The sequence below is a fragment of the Spirosoma aerolatum genome (genome assembly GCF_002056795.1).
In the GTDB taxonomy this organism is placed as follows: Bacteria; Bacteroidota; Bacteroidia; order Cytophagales; family Spirosomataceae; genus Spirosoma; species Spirosoma aerolatum.
In genome coordinates this window covers 1,564,399-1,585,687 of sequence record NZ_CP020104.1, presented here as the reverse complement: position 1 = coordinate 1,585,687, position 21,289 = coordinate 1,564,399, and the positions used below count along the sequence as shown (strand labels likewise).

Annotated in this window: 18 protein-coding genes; 6 read left to right on the top strand and 12 right to left on the bottom strand. The window is 48.7% G+C overall.

What is annotated here, in order from left to right; genetic code table 11:
• Positions 1-18: 18 nt before the first annotated feature.
• The 8 genes from B5M13_RS06450 to B5M13_RS06415 all read right to left on the bottom strand — a co-directional run bounded on the left by B5M13_RS06450 (position 19) and on the right by B5M13_RS06415 (position 11,476).
• Entirely contained in the window at positions 19-1,725 is a 1,707-nt protein-coding gene (locus B5M13_RS06450; RefSeq protein WP_080054896.1) for a GH39 family glycosyl hydrolase, read from the bottom strand.
• Positions 1,726-1,880: 155 nt separating this feature from the next.
• Entirely contained in the window at positions 1,881-2,729 is an 849-nt protein-coding gene (locus tag B5M13_RS06445; RefSeq protein ID WP_080054895.1) for a glycoside hydrolase family 16 protein, read from the bottom strand.
• A gap of 158 nt (positions 2,730-2,887) precedes the next feature.
• Positions 2,888-4,450 (bottom strand): aldehyde dehydrogenase (NADP(+)), encoded by a 1,563-nt coding sequence (locus B5M13_RS06440; protein WP_080054894.1) that lies wholly within the window; start codon positions 4,448-4,450, stop codon positions 2,888-2,890.
• A 110-nt stretch (positions 4,451-4,560) separates the two neighbouring features.
• On the bottom strand, positions 4,561-6,315 hold the full coding sequence (locus B5M13_RS06435; RefSeq protein ID WP_080054893.1) for a DUF885 family protein: 1,755 nt from the start codon (positions 6,313-6,315) through the stop codon (positions 4,561-4,563).
• Between the two features lie 33 nt (positions 6,316-6,348).
• Entirely contained in the window at positions 6,349-7,593 is a 1,245-nt protein-coding gene (locus B5M13_RS06430; protein WP_080054892.1) for an NAD(P)/FAD-dependent oxidoreductase, read from the bottom strand.
• A gap of 97 nt (positions 7,594-7,690) precedes the next feature.
• The gene (locus B5M13_RS06425; RefSeq protein WP_080054891.1) at positions 7,691-8,695 is read right to left on the bottom strand and encodes a 4-hydroxyproline epimerase; all 1,005 of its coding nucleotides are present in this window, start codon (positions 8,693-8,695) and stop codon (positions 7,691-7,693) included.
• A 223-nt stretch (positions 8,696-8,918) separates the two neighbouring features.
• The gene (locus B5M13_RS06420; RefSeq protein WP_080054890.1) at positions 8,919-9,830 is read right to left on the bottom strand and encodes a dihydrodipicolinate synthase family protein; all 912 of its coding nucleotides are present in this window, start codon (positions 9,828-9,830) and stop codon (positions 8,919-8,921) included.
• Between the two features lie 107 nt (positions 9,831-9,937).
• Positions 9,938-11,476 carry a TolB family protein gene (locus B5M13_RS06415; RefSeq protein WP_080054889.1) on the bottom strand — a complete coding sequence of 513 codons (1,539 nt, stop codon included), beginning with the start codon at positions 11,474-11,476 and terminating at the stop codon, positions 9,938-9,940.
• 192 nt (positions 11,477-11,668) lie between these two features.
• Between B5M13_RS06415 and aat the strand changes: the two genes are divergently transcribed.
• From aat to B5M13_RS06385, 6 genes are all read left to right on the top strand, one after another.
• On the top strand, positions 11,669-12,277 hold the full coding sequence (gene aat / locus B5M13_RS06410; protein ID WP_080054888.1) for a leucyl/phenylalanyl-tRNA--protein transferase: 609 nt from the start codon (positions 11,669-11,671) through the stop codon (positions 12,275-12,277).
• A 107-nt stretch (positions 12,278-12,384) separates the two neighbouring features.
• Positions 12,385-13,419 carry a glutamate 5-kinase gene (proB, locus tag B5M13_RS06405; RefSeq protein WP_080054887.1) on the top strand — a complete coding sequence of 345 codons (1,035 nt, stop codon included), beginning with the start codon at positions 12,385-12,387 and terminating at the stop codon, positions 13,417-13,419.
• 43 nt (positions 13,420-13,462) lie between these two features.
• Positions 13,463-13,732, top strand: a complete 270-nt coding sequence (locus B5M13_RS06400) for a hypothetical protein (RefSeq protein WP_080054886.1) — start codon at positions 13,463-13,465, stop codon at positions 13,730-13,732.
• Positions 13,733-13,843: 111 nt separating this feature from the next.
• On the top strand, positions 13,844-14,068 hold the full coding sequence (locus B5M13_RS34010) for a toxin-antitoxin system TumE family protein (RefSeq protein ID WP_317047012.1): 225 nt from the start codon (positions 13,844-13,846) through the stop codon (positions 14,066-14,068).
• A 47-nt stretch (positions 14,069-14,115) separates the two neighbouring features.
• Entirely contained in the window at positions 14,116-15,366 is a 1,251-nt protein-coding gene (locus B5M13_RS06390; protein ID WP_080054885.1) for a glutamate-5-semialdehyde dehydrogenase, read from the top strand.
• 105 nt (positions 15,367-15,471) lie between these two features.
• The gene (locus B5M13_RS06385; protein ID WP_245859811.1) at positions 15,472-16,026 is read left to right on the top strand and encodes an OmpH family outer membrane protein; all 555 of its coding nucleotides are present in this window, start codon (positions 15,472-15,474) and stop codon (positions 16,024-16,026) included.
• Positions 16,027-16,098: 72 nt separating this feature from the next.
• Here the strand turns inward: B5M13_RS06385 and B5M13_RS06380 are convergent, their stop codons facing one another.
• The 4 genes from B5M13_RS06380 to B5M13_RS06365 form a co-directional block, all read right to left on the bottom strand.
• Complete coding sequence (locus B5M13_RS06380) at positions 16,099-17,370, bottom strand: replication-associated recombination protein A (RefSeq protein ID WP_080054883.1); 1,272 nt, start codon at positions 17,368-17,370, stop codon at positions 16,099-16,101.
• Between the two features lie 103 nt (positions 17,371-17,473).
• Positions 17,474-18,073, bottom strand: coding sequence for an RNA polymerase sigma factor (locus B5M13_RS06375; protein ID WP_020596870.1), 600 nt, complete (start codon positions 18,071-18,073; stop codon positions 17,474-17,476).
• Positions 18,074-18,161: 88 nt separating this feature from the next.
• Entirely contained in the window at positions 18,162-19,898 is a 1,737-nt protein-coding gene (gene ade / locus B5M13_RS06370; RefSeq protein WP_080054882.1) for an adenine deaminase, read from the bottom strand.
• Between the two features lie 22 nt (positions 19,899-19,920).
• Entirely contained in the window at positions 19,921-21,123 is a 1,203-nt protein-coding gene (locus tag B5M13_RS06365; protein WP_394334305.1) for an acyltransferase family protein, read from the bottom strand.
• Positions 21,124-21,289: the final 166 nt, after the last annotated feature.

The following is a 21,289-nucleotide window of genomic DNA, read 5'->3' as shown; positions in this document are numbered from 1 at the left end:
AAAACATCTATTTTACGACTACTCCCACGATAATTTTAGCAACGACACGCCCTGACGAGGCAATGAAAATGGGAGAATGGCTTCTCCATTTTTTACGGTGATCCACTCCGGCGAGGTTAGCAGTTGCAATTGGCCTGCCTTCTCCAGTTCTACAATTTGTTCGGGAGTGGGGGTTTTAGGCGAACCCATTTTTTTCCAGGCTTCATATGAGTTGCTACGCTCTTTGTCGATGCGATAATGTTGAAGCAGTACTCGTTGAACAGGCACTCCTTTTAATCGCACGGTCACAGGGGCATCAGGAGCCGGAACATTATCGTCGTGGTAATGCCAGACCAGTACCGAAGCCGTTTTCGCATCTTTTGTGGCTAAGGCATTGATATCGGGCTCGGCCCGCACACTCTGATCCCGAATCCGGGCATAATCGTAGCCGGAACCACCCGAAACGGATACCCGGTTTCCGCCCATCATGCCAAACATTCGAAATACATTCAGAACGGGCTTATCGACACCGTTTGTGGCCAGATCGCGGAAGCCCCGAAACCAGGGCTGATCTTCAAACTCAAACGCCCAGGTAACCGCTCCTTCCAGATTAACCCCATGCGATTGGGCCAGGTCATATTTGCGGGCAAATGAAGCTGCTGTATAACTGGAGTACATGGTTCCGTTGCGATAGGCATTCTGCGGGTGTAAATCTTCCGAGCAGGCGGCACATCCTTCCGGGTCTGATTCGCCAATAATGATCGGTAGTTGTTTCAGGGTCGGGTACGAAGCTACAATCTCACACCCTTTGCTAATGTCGCGGAGTTGAGTGCCCATATTCATCTGCACCACGCCGTTGACCAACTTCGGTGCTCCCTTCGCATGGAACGTTATAAAATCAATGGGCGAACCCGTTTTGCCGGTAACATAATTGGTCCCACTCACTACGTGGTCCATGAAGGCTTTGAAAAATTTCTGCGAGCCTTCGCTGCCGGGACCTGTCACCTCAGGGCCGCCCATTTTAGCCGTCGGTAAAGCCCGTTTTACCGCATCGGCGGTGTAGTCGTAGAGCTTGATATATTCCTCCGTAGTGCCTTTCCAGTAGCTGATATTTGGTTCATTCCATAATTCCCAATACCAGCTTTCGACCTCTTTCTGACCGTAACGAGCGATGGAATGCTTCACCCATTGAAAGACTAGTTCACTCCATTTTTTATAATCGGTTGGCGGATAGGCCCAACCTGTGTAAATGTCGTTGTAATTATCGCCGGGTTTCCAGTAATGACGGTAGGGCTTTGGTTTGGTCGAAAGCGCTTCTGGCATGAATCCGATCTGGGCAATGGGTTTCATACCACGCTCGATATACGTATCGAATATTTTATCGACGATGGTCCAGTCATAGACGGGATTACCTTTTTTATCCTCCGTGTATGCATTGGTCGATCCCCATTTCAGAGCGGCTGTGCCATCGCCTGTAACCAGCAGGCTATGTGCCCGTACATTGACAGGTACTTTACTCAACTGCGAAATTTCCGTCAGCAGTTTTTTTCCATCTTTCATGTAGGTATAGTTCGGCTCATCGTAGCCAAACCACGCCCAGATGGGTTTCAGTGGCCCTTTATCGGCTTGTAAGTCAACGTCGATTCTGATTGGCTGGGATTGAGAACTCTGTGCTGAACTGATCGCAGTCGCCCAGCTATAGATCAGAATAGCGGTTATGCAGGCAAAGCCTTTCCGTAATTTCATTGCGTGTAGGGAAGCTATTGTACCCTAAAGAAACTGGCGGGGTACGGTTTACCCTTAGAGGCCTTAAAAACCAGGTCTACTGGCCACGATCAATCTCCCGAACGTTTTGAAGGATTGAACAACAGTGAGTAAGTTGCAGTGCCTGACCAAACGTATTATTGTTTCTGATACACCCGAACGTAGTCAACTTCAAATCGGGTTGGGAAGAGAGTATTGGCTGGGTCGCCCCCATTATCGCCACCAATGGCCAGATTCACCAGGATGTAATGCGGCTGGCGAAAGGGATTACTCTTCGTGCCATCCCCATTGATCGTTTCCGCTAATGAAACCTCATTCAGCAACGCATCATCGACATACAGTCGAATAGCCGACTCGTCCCAGTCCATCCGCCAGATATGGAATTTTTTCGCCCAATCGGGATCGTTGAAGGTACTAATCGGCTTTTTTACCGACCGCCATTCAGCTGTATATCGCTTTGCCGTTCCCCAGGCTACATTCGCCAGCAACATACTCCGGTAATACTCCATAATGTCGATTTCACCGTTGGAAGGCCACTCACCGGCAACACCCAATGTCCAGAAAGCAGGCCACAAACCGGGGTTGATGTCGATACGCCCCCGCATTTCGAAGCGGCCGTATTGCCAGCTATGCAGCCCTCGCGTGTGCAGACTAGCAGCTGTATAGTCGATAGTAGGGCGATTGGTCCTCCAGTCAGAACTATTCGGCTGGTAGGTGGGATTCGGCTTTTGCTCCCGTCGCCCTTCAATAATCAGCATGCCATTTTCGCAACTGGCGTTTTCAGGCTGATACCACTGAATTTCATGGTTCCGAACGAAACCCTTTTCAAAGGACCAATTTTTGGAATTAGGAGGGCCAGGTGTATCAAATTCATCCGCCCATACGAGTTTCCAATTAGCTTCTGGTTTAACCAATGAACCAACAGATTGCCCAAAACCAGTAAGACTAATCAGTATCGCAGTTAATAGGCGTAGCAAACGGTTCATAATGGCGGTTTTGACTTTTATACTTTTCTGAATAATTGGCTATAATCAGATCATCCCGACGAAGAAGATCCTCTAACATTCACCATGTTAAGATCCCTCCTTCGTCGGGATGGCAAAAAAAATCGTTTGAACCCCTTCAGAAGGAAGAGGCCCAATTACTACTCATTCGTAAACTTGCCATTCACCAGCCGCCAGATATGCAATGGATTGGCAGCCTTCAACTCATCAGGAAGTAAGGCATCCGGGAAATTCTGGTAACAAACCGGACGCGCAAATCGCAGAATGGCATTCGTACCGACAGACGTAGAACGCGAATCAGTCGTGGCCGGATAAGGACCACCATGCTGCATGGCATGGCTTACTTCAACACCCGTTGGGAAACCATTGATCAATAATCGCCCAACTTTCTGTTCCAGAATCTCCAGCAGATCGGCATACTCCAGTAACTCGTCGTCGGTTCCGTAAACGGTGGCGGTCAGGTGTCCTTCAAGGCCTTTTGCTACCGCTAGCAACTCATCGCGGCTACCCGCTTCGACGACAACACTGCTTGGGCCAAACACTTCTTCGGCAATGGCAGGGTTGGCCAGCAGCGCTTCGCCCGTGGTGGCCAATAACGTAGGCGTACCGTTGGCAAAACTTTCAGCACTTGGCGCCTGTGCCACAACCTGAACACCTTCTGTGGTACTCAGCTTACTCAGCCCGTTTGTAAACGCCTGTTGAATACCCTGAGTAAGCATAGTAGCAGGCTGACTACCAGCCACTACACGACCCGCTTCCTGCACAAACGCCTGCGATTCGGGCGACTGTTGCACAATGGCCAATCCGGGATTGGTACAAAACTGCCCTACGCCTAACGTAACTGAACCGACATAGCTCTGAGCAATGGTACTCCCTTTCTCTTTCAACAGTTTAGGCAAGAAGAAAACCGGATTCGTACTGCCCATTTCAGCATAGACCGGAATGGGTTCATGCCGCCGAGCAGCCGCATCGAATATAGCTTTGCCACCCCGCCATGATCCAGTAAAACCAATAGCCTTAATGGCAGGATGCTCCACAATGGCCATGCCAACGGCTACTGTGCGGCCTTGTACCAGCGAGAACGTTCCGGCAGGTAATCCACAGACTTCAACGGCCCGGCTAATGGCATCCCCAACGAGTTGAGACGTACCCGGATGCGCTGGGTGCCCTTTTACCACAACCGGACAACCAGCCGCCAGCGCCGAAGCGGTATCACCCCCGGCAACTGAAAAGGCCAGAGGAAAATTGCTCGCACCAAAAACGCCAACCGGACCCAGTGGACGCAACATCTGACGCAAATCAGGCCGGGGCAGGGGCTGACGGTCGGGCAGGGCCGTATCGATACGGGCATTTACCCACGAGCCTTCACGCAGGTATTCGGCAAATAGCCGTAGCTGGCCTGTTGTACGCCCACGCTCCCCCGTCAGCCGGGCGAGTGGCAAGCCTGATTCGGCCTGAGCCCGATTGAGCAACTCATCACCTAATGCTTCGATTTCGGTAGCAATTTGCTCCAGAAATTTTGCTTTTTCGGTGCCTGATTTCTTCCGGTATTCGGTAAACGCTTCGGCAGCCCGTTCGCAAGCCTGCGCTACTTCGGCGGCTGTTGCTTCCTGAAAATCACCGGGCAGGAATTGACCAGTAGCGGGATTAATACCCTGAAATGTTTCGGGAGTGGAGGGCATAACCGTTGTTAAGTCCATCATAACAAATGGGATAAAATAAGTGTGCTTTAGGGTTTACAGTATACGATGGCTAATGCATAAGGGTGGTTTTTATCAGCCACTATATATCGAAAACGGTAAACAGAAAACGATCAACGTGTTGCTGATTCAACAGCGTAGAATCGCCAATTAGTTTTAAAATCTTTATCTAATTTCTGGTTAGTAAGAATGGCCCGTACCATTTCTACTGGCATCGAGTTAAGCTGCATAACCGCGTCGTGGTATTGCTTGTAGGTCATCTTTCCACTATCGACCAGCTCTTTTTTCAACGCCCAGAACTGGAACGCGCCCGTCATATACGCCAATTGGTATAGGTGTGGATATCCCCCCACAAACGAACGACGAACCTCTCCTTCGGCATTGGCCCGCTCATGCCCTACCCGATCAACCAGAAAGTCGATACACTGCTGGGGCGACCATTGACCGAGGTGGTAATTGAGCGAGAAAATAATGCGGGCGCAACGGTGCATCCGCCAGAACAACATCCCGATCCGATCTTCGGGAGACCGTGGAAACCCCTGATCCCACAAAACCATTTCCCAGTACAAGGCCCAGCCTTCAATCCAGAATGGAGTGTCGAACTGCCGGTATACCTTATACCGATTGTTCATAAAGCCCTGTAAATGATGCCCGGCAATGAGTTCGTGATGGACTGTAGCGCGGGAAAAATGCGGATTGTTTCCGCGCATACTCATCAATTTATCAGGGTGCGACATGTCGCTGGTGGGGTAGGAAATGAGTAACTGTTCACCCCCCAAAAAAAATGGAGCTACGCGCTGGCGTTCGGGCGACATCATGTTCATGCGCCAGGTTTCCTCTGCCAATGGAGGAATTGTAATCAGGTCTTTGTTTTTGAGGAAAGCGATGGATTCGTTATACAACCCCAAAATCATTTCAGGCTGTTTGCCAACAGGCACGTAGGTGTTTTTGACTTTCTCCTGAGCCGCTTTCCAGTTATCGCCAAAACCCATCTCGCGCGAGGCTTTCAGCAACTCACGGTCGCACCAGGCAAATTCTTTATTAGCAATCTCGATCAACTCTTCCGGCGAATACGGAATCATTTCGACCTGTAGCTGACGAAGTAATTCGGTTCGCCCAACGGCAACTCCCATAATGCCACTGCCATCGTCTTTCGTTGGCGCGGCTTCCTTCGCCTTTTTCTGGAAAAATCGAACATAAGTATTCAACAGGCTGTCGGCTTTCGGGTACGATTTCTCCATCCACCAGCTAAAGGTTGGGTCGTAGGCGTTGTAGAAGGTGTACACACTTTTCAGTGCCTGTTGTAATCCCTGCGCCGTCGATTCAGCCCGTCGGACCAAAGCTGGATCCAGCCTACCACTTTTCTCGACTTCTTTCTGAGCAACCGCTATCTGCGGCCCCAGCGCATTCAGATTAGCAGCCAGCGCCTGTGCATTAAGCACATGCCCCCGCCGACGTAGTTTTTCAATGGCATAGATCGAATCGGCAAAGGGAAACCACGGTTTTATGGCAGAGCGCTCTTCGGCTTCCTGATTCAGTTTATACAGTTCCTGCTGTAGATTCCGCCGAAACAGCAGGTAATCGACCCGGCTGTCGGTCGTCATGCGGTCGAAATCCAGTTTCTGGAGTTTGTCCAGATATTCGCTGTGTAGTTTCTGAAATCGCTCCCGACGTTCCGGCGACCCCGTTATAGTGTAAAAACGGCTTAGACTTCCATAATCCGCATCGTACTGGGTCAATAGATGATGTACATCGCTCGTTTGCGGATTGATAGCTTTGAGGTAAGCCGGTTGGCCAATAGCTTTCGGCAAAGTAATGGTTACGCAAACAGCAAAAACGATCAGGAGTAGAGGTTTCAGTGATGACATGACGTGTAGAGGGCTGTAAAAACCATCAACTCATTAGGCAAAACGATCTGGATTAAAGGCTGTGAGTTCCATACTTTGGGGCGAATTGTCAATCAACTCACTGACTAGCTTACCCGTTGCAGGTCCTAGACTAACCCCCATCATGCCATGTCCGGTTGCCAGCACCACATTGTCGTAGCGTTTCGTCCGGCCAATGTAGGGCAATCCATCGGGCGAACAGGGCCTTAGGCCACGCCAAACGGAATCAGCAACCGGCATATCCACTCGAATATCGGGGTAATACTGGTTAATGGATTCGGCAATGCCCCGAACACGATTCATATTCACACTCATATCCGTACCGGCCACTTCAAGCGTACCCGCAAAACGCAGATTGCCACCGATGGGTGTAGCCGTAGCCCGCGCTTCCAGCATGATGGCTGGTATCTGAATATCATTCACGGCACCAGGGAGCATAAAACTATATCCTTTCCCACCTTGTAATGGCAACGACAAACCTAATTGTTGAGCAATACCCGGTGACCAGGCTCCACCCGCAATCACGACCTCATCGATCTCAAACGAGCCCCGCGCATGAACAGTGGTTATACGAGCCCCCGACGTACCAAAGCCCGTAACCGGATGATTTTCCAGAATGGTTACGCCCTCCTGCCGTAAATAGTCAACTAGGGCGAGCATCAGCTCGTTGGGGTTCAGATGCGCGTCGCCGGGATAATACACCGCCCCCTGCACCGTTACCCGTACATGGGGTTCTAACTCCTGCACCTGTTTACCGTTCAGGAGTTGGGCTTCTACACCCGCCCGGTTAGCAATTTCGGCCTCTTCCGCCATTTCATGCTCGGCGGCAACCGTTTTATACAGCATAAACAAGCCCCGCTCCTGCCAGCCAAACGAGAAACCGTCGCGGGTAGCCAGGGCCTGATAAAGCCGTTTGCTCAGGAAACTAAGGTCGCGCAGAACCGGAATCGAGCGCTCCACATGCTCGGGCGTAGAATGCTTGTAGAACAGCCACCCCCAAAGCAGCAGCTCAGCATCGAGCCGGGGTTTGACATAAAACGGGCTGGTCGATTTCAGCATCCAGCGCAATCCTTTGGCAATCATACCAGGTTGAGCCAACGGCACAATATGGCTCGGTACAATCATACCCGCATTGCCAAATGAACAGCCATTCGCAATATGCGCCTGTTCAAACAGCGTTACTTTATGACCCGCTTTATGCAGATAATAGGCCGAACAAAGGCCAATAATTCCTCCTCCGATTACACCAACGTGCGCCATTTTCAATGATTGAATGATAGAATGACTGAATGATAGAATTGCTGAATAGTTGATCCATAGTTATTCAATCATTCAACAACTCTATCATTCAATCATTTCATATTACCTGAAATCCATGCATATACGGATCGTCTTCGTCCAGGATCAGGTGGTTGTATCCTTGGATTCGGGCCCAGCCTTCGATACTGGGGACGATGGCCGGTTTGCCAGCCAGTTCGGTTTCGGCTTCGATGCGTCCGTTGAAAATCGACCCGATAATACTCTCATGAATGAACGTATCGCCGGGTTTTAGCTGTCCTTTCGCGTACCATTGCGCCATACGTGCCGATGTTCCTGTACCGCAGGGCGAACGATCAATGGCTTTATCACCGTAAAAAACCGCGTTCCGGGCCGTCGATGTTTCTGCTAACGTCTTGCCCGTCCAGAGAATGTGGCTCAGCCCGTTTATGGTCGGATTTTCGGGATGAACGAAGGTATACTGCTCGTTCATCCGCTGGCGCATCACCCGCGCCCAGCCAATGAGTTGTTCGGCTTTATAGTGCTCCAAACCGGGGAAGTTCGGTTGCGGATCAACAATAGCGTAAAAATTACCCCCATAGGCCACATCAACCGTGAGCGTCCCCAAATCCGGGCATTCGACGGTTAACTGTTCGGCAGCCAGATACGATTTGATGTTGGTAATCTTTACCGACGTTACTTTTTTCCCTTCCTGTTTGTATTCGGCGCGAACCAGACCAGCCGGTACTTCGAGGTTCAACACACCCGGTGTTTTGGGCCTGATGAGGTTTTGTTCGATGGCTACGGTAACCGTACCAATCGTTCCGTGACCACACATTGGCAAGCATCCCGAGGTTTCGATAAACAACACACCCGCATCATTGGCCGGATCGGTTGGCGGATAGAGAATACTACCTGACATCATATCGTGGCCACGCGGTTCAAACATAAGCCCCTGACGAATCCAGTCGTATTCGCGCAGAAAATGCTGCCGTTTCTCACTCATGTTTTCTCCCTGTAAAAAGGGAATACTTCCTCCCGTAACTACCCGCACCGGATTACCACAGGTATGCGCGTCGATGCAGAAAAAATGAAATTCGGACATAGAGATAATGATTGAATAATTGAGTTGTTAAATGAACGGTCCGCCGTCGCGGTGAATAAAAAAGCCTGCGCCAGCTTATTCAATCCACTGTAACAAAAGTCTTTTGTCATTCCGAGGAACGAGGGTTCTTCGGATGAGTAGAGTTTTCTCCCTCACCCGAGGAATCCTCGGAATGACAGAAAAACACTAGGAAGTTTACTTTACAGTGTATTCAACAATTCAATCATTCAACATTAATAATAGGCCGATTAGCCAGTGCTTTCTGAATAACTTCCTGAACGTGCTCACGTTCGGTGCCTATGAGTGGCAGCCGGGGTGCCCGTACATATTCTGAACCCAAACCCGTAGCCGTAGCCGCCAGTTTGATGTACTGGACCAGCTTTGGGTGAATATCCAGTTCGAGCAGGGGCATAAACCAACGGTAAATCTCAAGAGCTTCTGCAATCTGTCCCGCTTTAGCCAGTTCATAAATAGCCACTGTTTCCACCGGAAACGCATCGACCAGACCACCTACCCAGCCATCACAACCGAGCAATAGGGCTTCGAGCGCCAGCGTATCGACACCACCCAGCAATTTATAACGGTCGCCAAATGCATTGCGCATCCGGGTTACATTGGTCAGATCGCGCGTCGATTCTTTAACTGCCTGGATATTGGGTAATACGGCCAGCTCCTCAAACATAGCCACAGTTGTCATGATCTTATAATCGTACGGATTGTTGTAGATCATGATAGGCAACGATGTTTCCTGAGCAATCGCTTTAAAGAAGGTTACGGTCTCGCGCGAGTCGGCGGGGTAACGCATCGGAGGTAGCAACATCAGGCCGTCTGCGCCCCCTTTTTCGGCTTCCTGCGCACGAGCAATTGCCTGTTTGGTAGCCTGTTCGGCAATGTTGACCAGTACGGGCACGTTTCCAGCACTCACCGCCAGAGCCGACGTCAGCAACTCAATTTTTTCGTCGTTGAGCAGCGTACTGGCCTCGCCCAGTGAGCCCCCAATAACAAAGCCATGTACGCCTGCGTCGAGCTGCGCCCGCAGATTTTTCTCGAAGAGTGGTATATCAAGCTGGTCATCAGCTGTAAATGGGGTCAGAAGTGCGGGATAAACACCTTCCCAGCGTACAGAAACATTCATGAATCAGAGAGGATCAAGTTGAAGAGCCAAAATTGCGAATTCTGTGAGACATTTCATGTCATGCTGACACAAATCCCACATAACCACAGAAAAAGGATCCTTTTCTCCTATTTTTCAATGGGGCTTACACTAGTTGCTGCCGTATTACTGATAAAGGCAACTCGTTTGCTATCGGGCGACCACGAAGGTGTGTTGATAGTACCTTGCCCGCCATAGATATACGCAATTACTTTGGGCTGCCCAGCGCCCGAAATAGGTAAAAGCCTCAGATACACATGCTTGTAAAAAGGATGTTCATTGGATTTTACCTCTTCTTTCAGGAACGACAGAAAGATTATCCACTTACCATCAGGCGAAATATGTGGAAACCAATCGTGATAATCGCCGTGTGTAACCGCTTCCTGCCCGCTGCCGTCGGGTTTCATGCGCCAGATCTGCATTGTACCGGTCCGGTCGGAGTTGAAATAAATCCACTTGCCATCGGGCGTGAATTCCGGGCCATCGTCCAGTCCTTTTACATCGGTTAATTTTGTTTCAGGTCCGCCTTCCGACGGCACACTGTAAATATCGAACTCGTTGTTACGCGATCCGGTAAACACCAGGGTCCTTCTGTCGGGCGACCAGCCGTGTAAGTACGAGGGGCCTTTCGGGGTGATCTGCTTTGGCTCTCCGCCCGTGACCGGAACCGTATAAACAATAGAGCCACCCAGTTCTTTCACGCCACTACTCAACCCCAGCATTTTCCCATCAAAGGAAAGTACATGATCGTTGTTGTTATTTTTAACAGCCCCCGTATTGAGTACAGTTGGTTGCCCTTTTGCCAGATCGAAGGTGTAAATCAGGCCGTCACCATTATACAGGAGCGTTTTGCCATTGGGCATCCAGTTTGGTGCCTGAATCGATCCCGGCACATTGAAAATAACCTGCCGGTTGCCGGTCGTTACGTCCAAAATTTCGAGGTTACTCGCCAGATACTCCCGATAGGCCACCAATTTATCATGCGCTGGTACACTGATGCGAACATCCCGAAACATTCCCCGTTCCAGCGCATCTTTATTATGCGCACAAACAAACAGGCCAACATACACTTCCTCGCCTAATTCCAGATTGGTAACCTGTTCGGTTACGAAGGGCTCTCCAAATTTAGCCGCTCGCATGGTATATATATTGCCTTTCCGTTCGAGCTGGATCACATCAGCACCTGCCAACTTTGTACGGATTTCCTCCGTAGTCGTCCCCGTTGTCCGTCGAAATTGCAAGGATGTACTGCCATCCCCATGCGTACAGACATTTACATGGGCCGACTTACCATCCAGACTAGTACGGACCATCCAGCCTACTTTCCGATGCGGATCGCCTGTCTTACTCACTAAAGACGCCCGCGTATAAAGCAAGAAATCGCCTTTTATGCGTTTCCATGCATAATGAAACTCATCGTGATCGGCCCAAACATTAGCACCCGAACCCGATAACTCATATTGGTGTGTTTTGGAATCATAAGTACCCGAACCGGGTTTCACGACTGCTCCAACATCGCTTTGGCCCTCAAACAGACCCAGTTTGGCATCTTGCGCTATGGATTGGTCGTAGAACGTCAGCAGCAAACTGACAAAAATGAGTAAAGAGGTGATTTTTAGGTTTTTCATTAGGTTTGATTGGGTTCGTTTTATCCAGGTTCAGGAGAGGAGGCAGGTGCCTCTTTATGAACAAAGCGTTACTGATCAGTGGCTTACTCAGCCGGGTCGATTTACTCGTTGCCAGTACAGGAAAGCCGTAAAAGACCTATCAATTTTTTGCCGCTTTTTTTATCTTTGTCAGCATACACATCCACCACTTTCATGGACAAGCTCACCGCCGATGACCTAATTTATGGGTACATAAATGGCATTTTCCCAATGGCCGATTCCGACGGTACGCTTTACTGGTACGCACCTGATCCGCGTGCTATTATTCCTATTTATACCTATAAACCAGCCAAGTCGCTCCGACCTGTTCTGAATCGAAATCAATTTGAGATTCGCCTGAATACCGCCTTTAGGGATGTTATGCGTGGCTGCTCAAAGCCTCGTTCTGAGGAGGATAGCGTCTGGATCTCCGATGAAATCATCGACGCTTATACCGAACTGCACCAAATGGGGCTTGCCCATAGTGTGGAAACGTATATCGACAATCGATTGGTTGGGGGCTTGTATGGCGTAGCCCTAGGCTCCGCTTTCTTTGGCGAATCGATGTTTACGGAAGTCAGTAATGCATCAAAAGTGGCGTTTCATTACTTGATTCAGATTCTCCAACAACAGAAATTTACCCTTCTGGATACGCAGTTTATCAACGATAATGTCCGGCGGTACGGAGCCATTGAAATTCCCAAAGCCGATTATCTCCGGCAATTGAAAATGGCTCTTCGCAATAAAGTCAAGTTTATCGATCAGGTGCCTCTGAAGGTTTAACGATTTACGGTATTCAATTTTATGGGATTCGGAGGGGCAACTCACGGTTAGTCGCTTCATGCACCCATACTCACCACCGAATACCGTAAACCGCTTATCTTTGCCGCATGTCGAAACCCGTTCTTGTCCTTAAATTCGGTACAGCATCCATTACTAAACCGACCGGTGAACCGAATGAGCCGGTTATGGTTGACATCGCCCGACAGGTAGCCGCTTTGCATCCCCATTATCGAATTGTGCTGGTCTCCTCTGGTGCAGTAGGTGCTGGAAAAGCCCTGATTCGCGATTACAAGGGCGATATTATCCAGCGAAAAGCTGCGGCCGCTATAGGGAATCTGCTATTACTCAATCAGTACTCTCGCTTTTTTGCTATCTACGGTATTTCCATTGCTCAAAGCCTTTGCGAGCGTCACCACTTTGCCAACCGCGATCAGTTTCTACAGTTAAAACAGACCTATGAAGAACTATGGGCCAATGAACTGATTCCAATTGCCAACGAAAACGATGTAGTGAGTAATCGGGAACTGAAATTTTCGGACAACGACGAACTGGCAACGCTGATTGCTGCGGGCTTTGGGGCCAGAGTGCTTATGCTCTGCACATCGGTAGGCGGCCTGCTCGACAACAATGGAAAAATTATTCGTAAAGTCACAGCCTTCGATGAGCAGGTCTTTAGTGTTGTTCGAACTGACAAGTCATCGCTGGGCTTAGGAGGTATGGCCTCCAAATTGACCTTTGCTAAACTGGCCACCCGCATGGGTATCAGGGTCGTTATTTTCGGGATGAACGAGCCGGATAGTCTGGGCCGAGCCCTACGGGGCGAAACCGGCACCGAGTTTATTCCACAAGCAAATACACTTTCGGCACGGAATCGCTGGCTGGGTAGTGGTAGTCTGGCCGTCGGACAGATTCAGGTGGATGCAGGAGCCGTACGGGCGTTAAAACAACGGCGGAGTTTGCTGGCGGTAGGTGTCCGGGCTATTCCCGGCGAATTTGCCACGGGCGAAATGGTTGAAATTTTAGACGAAAACCAGGAAACAGTAGCCGTTGCCCGAACCCGAATTTCGTCAGAAACGTTAGCGCAACAGCTTAATCAGCAAAATGTTGAAGTAGCGAATGCCAATGATATTGTCCTTTTATAGACCAATCTTTTTGGCCAATTTTGTAGCTTAATCATCTTTCCATATGGTACAGGTAACGAAACAGGCCGTGCAACAATGGATGATGCTGGAGTATCTGGCCAAAAAGCACCGCTATCAGTCAAATATTAATACGTTTGAGCGGAAGTATACTATGCTGCTGGAAGCCTCCGAGCAGCATATCGAAACTGCACATACAGAAGCCATTAACGAATGGGATGATTACATTGAATGGAAAGCAGACTATGACTTTTTACAAATTGTAAAGCCAAAAATTCAGGACATTCAGAAAGGTAACATTGAATACATAGGCTAGCTTAACTTACTCATACGCTCTACCATGGACTATTTGAGTTAGTTAGGAAACCAGCCCGTAATCGGCCAATACGATGTTCTGCGTCATGATCAGGAAGACCATGCTTTTTTCATAAAACTTCAAATCCTGCTCACTGATGGTTCCATTCTCCATATAAAAGAATACACCAACTCAGATACCCGAAAATACGCATTCCACTGGCAGCAAATGGATGGTTTATGGCTAATGCAATGGGACAATGTTCCTCATTTCCCTAAATTGGCTTCTTTCCCACATCATAGGCATGATTACCGAAGTGGTTTGGAAATAGTTACCGATAGCTTTGACATTCATTGATGGAAGTACTCGACTACATTCATCGCCAGTTTTTGACTACATAACCAATGACCCCAATTACGCCTTTACTTCAGTCAGCCCAACAAGCGGCAGCCGCTGTTCGTCGGTTGAGTCCTGACCAGAAAACAACTTTACTGAATCGGCTGGCCGATGTGCTGGCCGCTCATACGGCTCAGATCGTTGCTGAAAATCAGAAAGATCTTGACCGAATGTCGGCTACAGACCCGAAATATGACCGACTGAAGTTGACCGAAACCCGGATTGCCGACTTGTCAAAAAGCCTGCGAGAAGTGGCCGTACTGCCTGATCCGGCTGGCGAAGTCATTCTGGAGCGTACTATTGAGCAAGGGTTGCAACTGAAAAAAATTGCCGTCCCCCTTGGAGTCGTCGGTGTTATTTACGAAGCCCGCCCGAACGTAACGGTCGATGTGGCGTCGTTGTGTCTGCGCTCGGGCAATGGCTGCGTACTGAAAGGTGGCAAAGAAGCCGACTTCTCGAACCGCTACCTGGTTGGTCTGATTCAGGGCGTGCTGGCAGAATTCGGTGTACCGAAAGCAGCCGTAACCTTGCTCCCACCCGATCGGGCGGTTGTCAATGAATTGCTCACCGCTATTCGATATGTAGACATCATCATTCCGCGCGGATCGGATTCGCTGATTCAATTTGTTCGAAAAAATTCGCTGGTTCCTACTATCGAAACGGGAGCTGGTGTCTGCCATGCCTACGTCGAAACCACCGCCGATCTCGATAAAGCGGTAGCTATTGTTGTAAATGCTCGTGTTTCGCGGCCATCGGTCTGCAATTCGCTCGACTGTGTGCTGGTTGATGAACAAATTGCCGAGCGTTTTCTGCCAATGCTGACAGACGATTTCAACAAATGGAACGTTGAAGTATTTGCGGATGATACGGCCTACGCTATTTTCGAGAAAGCAGGGTATACGAATCTGCAACATGCCCAGCCCGAAGATTTTGGCCGTGAGTTTCTGGATTATAAATGCGCCGTTAAAGTTGTAAATGGTCTGGACGAAGCTCTCTCCCATATACAAGCGTACTCGTCGCGGCACTCGGAGGCTATTCTGTCGCAAAACCAGGCGCTGATTGACCAGTTTCTGCGCGAGGTCGATGCAGCTGCGGTATATGCCAATGCTTCCACTCGCTTTACGGATGGTGGTGTTTTTGGACTAGGGGCTGAGATCGGTATTTCGACGCAGAAACTTCATGCCCGTGGCCCATTTGCCCTGGAAAAATTAGTCACCGAAAAATGGATTGTTGTGGGTGACGGTCAGGTTCGCTGGTAAGCTACTACCTGATTACAATTGCAGCAGTAAACCCTATACTTGTACCAAACTCCTCCTATGATTAAACCAAAATCAACGCTAGTTCAAATCCTTTTTGGCCTGCTAATGCTAACAAGTTTAGGTGCTCAGGCTCAGGCGTTAAAAGTCGGCTTTACGCGTATTGACTATGTTGTATCGCAATCGCCCGAGGCTAAAGAAGTTACCAACCAGTTGAATATTCAGCAAGCCCAGGCCGAGAATGAGCTAAAGCGGATGCAAACCGAATTTCAGACCAAATATTCGGCCTATCAGTCGGGTGTTGCTCAGATGACCGATGTCATTCGAAAAGATCGGGAAACCGAACTGCAAACACTCCAGACCCGAATTCAGCAGTTTAGCCAAACAGCCCAAGAATCTTTACAAGCCAAATATGGGCAATTGATGAAGCCTATTCTGACCAAAATTCAGCAAGCGATTGACACGGTCGCTTTACAGAATGGCTACCATTATATCATCAATGTAACATCTAATTCAGATGTACTCTATGCCGCTGAAGAACTGAACATTACCGATCTGGTCCTCAAAAAAATGGGAATTACCCCTGGTCAAAACACCGACAAACCAGCGAATACTCCGGCGCCAGCAACCCCAAAGACGGCAATACCTCCTAAAAAGAAATAGGTAGTAAACCGACTTTACCAACTGAAACAGCCAATGAAATTGATGTTCATTGGCTGTTTCAGTTGATAGGATTTAATAGCCATACCAGTCTCCCCACCATTTTTGCAGGCTCCGGCGAATCTCGGCTTCGCGGGCGTTCTGGCCAGGTTCGTATAGCTTATGGCCTTTGAGTTCATCCGGCAGGAAGTTTAATGGGACAAAATTACCTTCATAGGCGTGTGCGTACTGGTACTCTTTCCCGTAACCAATCTGCTTCATCAGTTTTGTTGGGGCATTACGCAACTGTAATGGGACAGGCAGATGAGCCGTTTGTTCCGCCAGGGCAATGGCATCGTCAATGGCCACATAGCTGGCATTACTTTTAGGCGACGTAGCCAGATACACCGCCACCTGCGACAGTATGATTCGTCCTTCAGGCATGCCGATAGCGCGAATAGCCTGAACCGCTTCGGAAGCCATAATCATAGCCGTTGGATTCGCATTCCCAATATCTTCCGATGCCATAATCAACATCCGACGGGCAATAAAAACAGGATCTTCACCGGCCACAATCATCCGAGCCATCCAGTATAAGGCTGCATTAGGATCGGACCCCCGCAACGATTTTATGAACGCCGAAATAATATCATAATGCTGCTCACCCGATTTGTCGTACCGGGCAATGTTCTGCTGGGCTACAGTCGTTACACCTTCATCCGTAATGATTAATGGGTCATAAGAAACATGTGCTGAAGCAACCAGTTCAAGCAAATTCAGGAGTTTACGCCCATCCCCACCCGACAGACGCAACAAGGCGTCGTATGACTCAACCTGAATCTGTTTCGATTGCAAAAAGATATCCTGCTCAATGGCCCGATCCACGACCTGAATGAGTTCATCGCGGCTAAGAGCTTCCAGAATATAAACCTGACAACGCGAAAGTAAAGCGCTGTTCACTTCAAAGGAGGGGTTTTCGGTAGTGGCTCCAATAAGAGTAATTTGCCCTTTTTCGACAGCCCCCAGTAAAGCATCCTGCTGGCTTTTGTTGAATCGATGAATTTCGTCGATAAACACAACAGGCGGAAACATCCCACTAGGTCGGCCCAGCACATCGCGGATTTCTTTAACGCCTGAATTAATGGCACTTAGGGCAATAAACGGTCGTTTAACCGCTTCGGCCAGTAGTAAAGCCAGTGTCGTTTTTCCAACGCCTGGTGGTCCCCACAAAATCATGGAAGGTAACCGGCCAGCGTTAATAGCCCGACGTAATGCGCCCGAGGGGCCAATTAGTTTTCGCTGACCAATTACATCGTCAAGTGTACGTGGACGTACTCGCTCAGGTAAAGGGGTTGAGTCTGTATTCATTTAACGAAGATACTTAAAATCCACGCTACGCACTAACAAAACAAACCCCGACAACCAGGTTTCGGTTATCGGGGTTTAGGAAAGAGTTTGGGAATAGTCAGCGTCAGAGCGACACATTTTCAAGCGTGACATACCGCTTGAGGTTGCTCATGGCACCAAAAATTAAATTATAAACAGACTGTATATTGATTTGCATGAGCGCCGAAATTTCTTCGTTGCTCATATTCTGAAAATACCGCAGATGAACGGCTTCGCGCTGACGACGAGGAAGTTTTTCAAGTGCCTGATGCAGGCAATCGTTGATAAACATATCTTCTTCGTGGTTGATCAGCATATTCTCGTAAGAGGGGTCGGAACCGGGCAGCGTATCGCCCACACGGCGTCCGTTAATCATATCATCCTGACTTACTAATTTTTGTTCGGCGGTGAGGTGACGAACCAGTTTGCGCTTGATGGAAGCCATCAGATAGAACCGTACCGATGTGGTTGGGCCGATGGTGCTGCGGTGCTTCCAGAGTTCAACAAACAAATCGTGGATGCAATCTTTAATTAACGCCCGGTCGGTGGCAAAATGGACGCAGTAATGGTAGAGGGTTTGAACATAATTTTGGTATAATCGGGCAAACGCGTTTTCATCACCACCGCGAAACAGATTCCATAAGGTTTCGTCGTCGGGGCCATTTTGGGTACGAGAGCGGGCCATGATAGAGGGAATAAAGGTTAGGAATAGCCTTGAGGTGTGTAAACTTACCCATAAAAAATAGAATTAAAAAAATACTTGTAAAAATTTTTTATAATCCCTGATTTTCAGTTTCTAGTGACACAAAAGAGAAATTTCTTCCATCAAATAACCCTTTATTACTCAATTTTAAATTAGGGATAACTAAAAGTGCCATAAATGATAAAGTCATAAACGGCGCAGCAAGTGTACTACCTAATTCCTGCTTGGCATATTGGTCTAACAACGTGTACTGATTGGCTACAGCATACCCATCGGAGTCGGTCATCAACCCAGCTACAGGCAATGGTAGCAATAATTCCTCGTCATTTTTACGATCAATAGCCAGCCAATTACTCACCGCCGACAAACCACCTTTAGCCTCAATAACCAGATTGACAGCTTTACAAATGCTCTCGTCATCACAGCCGATGGCCGTAATATTATGCGAATCATGCCCCACGGACGAAGCAATGGCTCCATGCTTCAACCCAAAGTTTTTAATGAACGCAATAGATGGTGGCGCATCCTGATACCGATTAACGACCACTAATTTTAACACGTCACGCTCTACATCCGATACAATCTGGTCTCTATCCAGTTTAGGGAACAAATGAAGTTCATTCGTAATTAGCTGGCCATCAAGAGCCTCAATCACACGTATTACCCCCCTCTCCGGCCTCTCTCCTACCATAGGATTGGGGAGACGTTCCGTCTCCAATTCTCTTCCTCTCTCCTGTTGTCGAAGTGAGGCCACTACAAACTCATCTGGCTTTTTAGGTAAGCAGTTAAATTGATTGACGTGCTCACTGCGCAAATCCGGAATGTTCGACTGCCCATTTTCAGCAACAACTTCGCCATTAATGACAGTTTTTAGCACATGAAAAGAGTGCAGATTATCCACCACAATATAATCAGCCGGATCGCCCTCGCGTAGTAAGCCAACAGACAACCGATAATGCAATACCGGGTTCAGGCAGGCAGCCCGTAGCACGTTCCAGATTGAATGACCTTTTGCCAACGCCCGCAGAACCAGCTGATTAATGTGCCCTACGGCCAGTGTATCTGGGTGTTTATCGTCGGAGCAGAACATAATCCGTTCGGGAAACTGAGCCAGAAGCGGTATTAGCGCGTCGAAGTTTCGAGCCGCACTTCCCTCCCGAATCAGGATATACATACCCCGCTTTGCTTTATCCAGGCCCTCTTCGTATGTAAAGCATTCGTGGTCGGTCGTAATTCCTGCATCAATGTACTGTTGAGCCTCATCGCCCATCAAACCGGGCGCATGTCCATCTACAGGCTTGTTGAACGCCTGGGCTAGCGCAATTTTTGCCATTACCTCGGGGTCCCGATGCAGCACACCCGGAAAGTTCATCATTTCGGCCAGATAACCGATTTCTTTCAACGCCAATAAGTTGCGAACATCCTTGACCCCAATAGTGGCCCCTGCGGTTTCGAACGTAGTGGCCGGAACACAGGAAGGAGCACCAAACATAAACTTAAAAGGCACCCGCCGGGCTTCTTCAATCATATACTGTACCCCAGCCACACCCAGCACATTGCCAATCTCGTGAGGGTCCGAAACCGTAGCTACAGTACCATGCACAACCGCCAGCCGGGCAAATTGTGGTGGGGTAAGCAACGAACTCTCGACATGCACATGAGCATCGACGAAACCAGGCAATACATAAGGAGCATCCGAACGCTCAGGACCAAGTTTATTAATTTCACGAATGCGATTATTCTCAAAGGTGATCGTACCGTAGAAAATCGTTTGGTCGAACAGGTTCAGGATGTTGGCAGTAAGCATAAATAAGATAAGTGAGGAGTGATCAAATACGGATAAATAATTTCCGATTGTACATCCATCGGAGAATCAGGTAAAAAATCCCCAGCGTGGCCAGTCCAACAAGCAATTGTTCATAGGGTTCACCAAACACCTGGAATAATCGATGCCCCAGATGAGTATATAAAGACGTGACGATAAAATGACTGATTAATTCGACCAAACAGTAGATCGCAATGGAATTCATTCCGACAACGACTAGCGGGAAAGCCCACTTTCGCCAGCCTTTTACGTCAATGATTCCATAAAAAGCCGCCAGAAACCAAAAGCATAAACCCCCACTGAACAACACCCAGGCGGGGGTCCAGATTCGTTTTACAATCGGGCAGATACCCGCCCACTGGAGTAGTAATCCAGACACGAGGCTTACAGCGCCAGCAATAGCCAACCGCTTTAATATTTCCCGATTTGTCAGACCGGACCGTAACCAGCGCCCGGCCTGTAAGCCAAGCAACATAGTACCAAGCGTAGGAATAAAGCTAAGTGTTGCATACCCGCCCCCGTTGAAGAGAAATGGCTTTTCTCGGGGAAACAAATTCAGGAACCACTTATCGAATGCCCAGGCCAGATTACTATTCTTATTAAAATGCGCCATCAATCCCGTGTAATGATTTGACCAGTCTGCCGGAACGCCAACAGTTGTATAGTCTAAACCTACGGGCGACGGATACAATACAAACGCCAGCCAATAGCCGATCAGAATAGCGCCAAAAGCAATCCAGCCGGTTCGGGCTGTGGTATTCCCCAGTAAAAACAAAAACGGATAGCCAAGACCAATTTGGGTAAGGGTATCTTCAAATGTAAAATACGTCTGATCAGCATGGGTGGAACGAAGAAAGATACCCAGCAAAATCAAAATCAGCGAACGCCGGACCGCATGCCCGAACTGAACGCCAAACGATTCGCCCTGCTTGACCCGACTGGCAATTGAATACGGAAGCGCAACACCCACCAAAAACGAAAACGACGGCTGAATCATATCATGCAATGAACAACCAGCCCAGGCCACATGGCTTTGGTGAAAGGTCAGAAATGACCAGAAGGTACTATCAGGAAAAGTGTCATGAAGATGATGGAACTTTAAAATTTCGGCTGCCATCAAGGTCATTACAAAACCTCGATAGGCATCCATAGACATCAATCGGCCAGCCAAAAAGCCAGCCTGTTTGTCGGGCGTAAGTTGGGGCATAGGAAAGGGTAAGGAATTCTTCGACCAAACTCCGCATTGGCATTCATATTCGCAACAGCATAGAGTAAAGTTTTTTGAGAGGTGGTATATTTCGGGCCAATACGTCTCTTTATTAAGCTGCCGGGAGTGCCAGATCTGGCCACTCTCGACAATACGTTTAAACCAG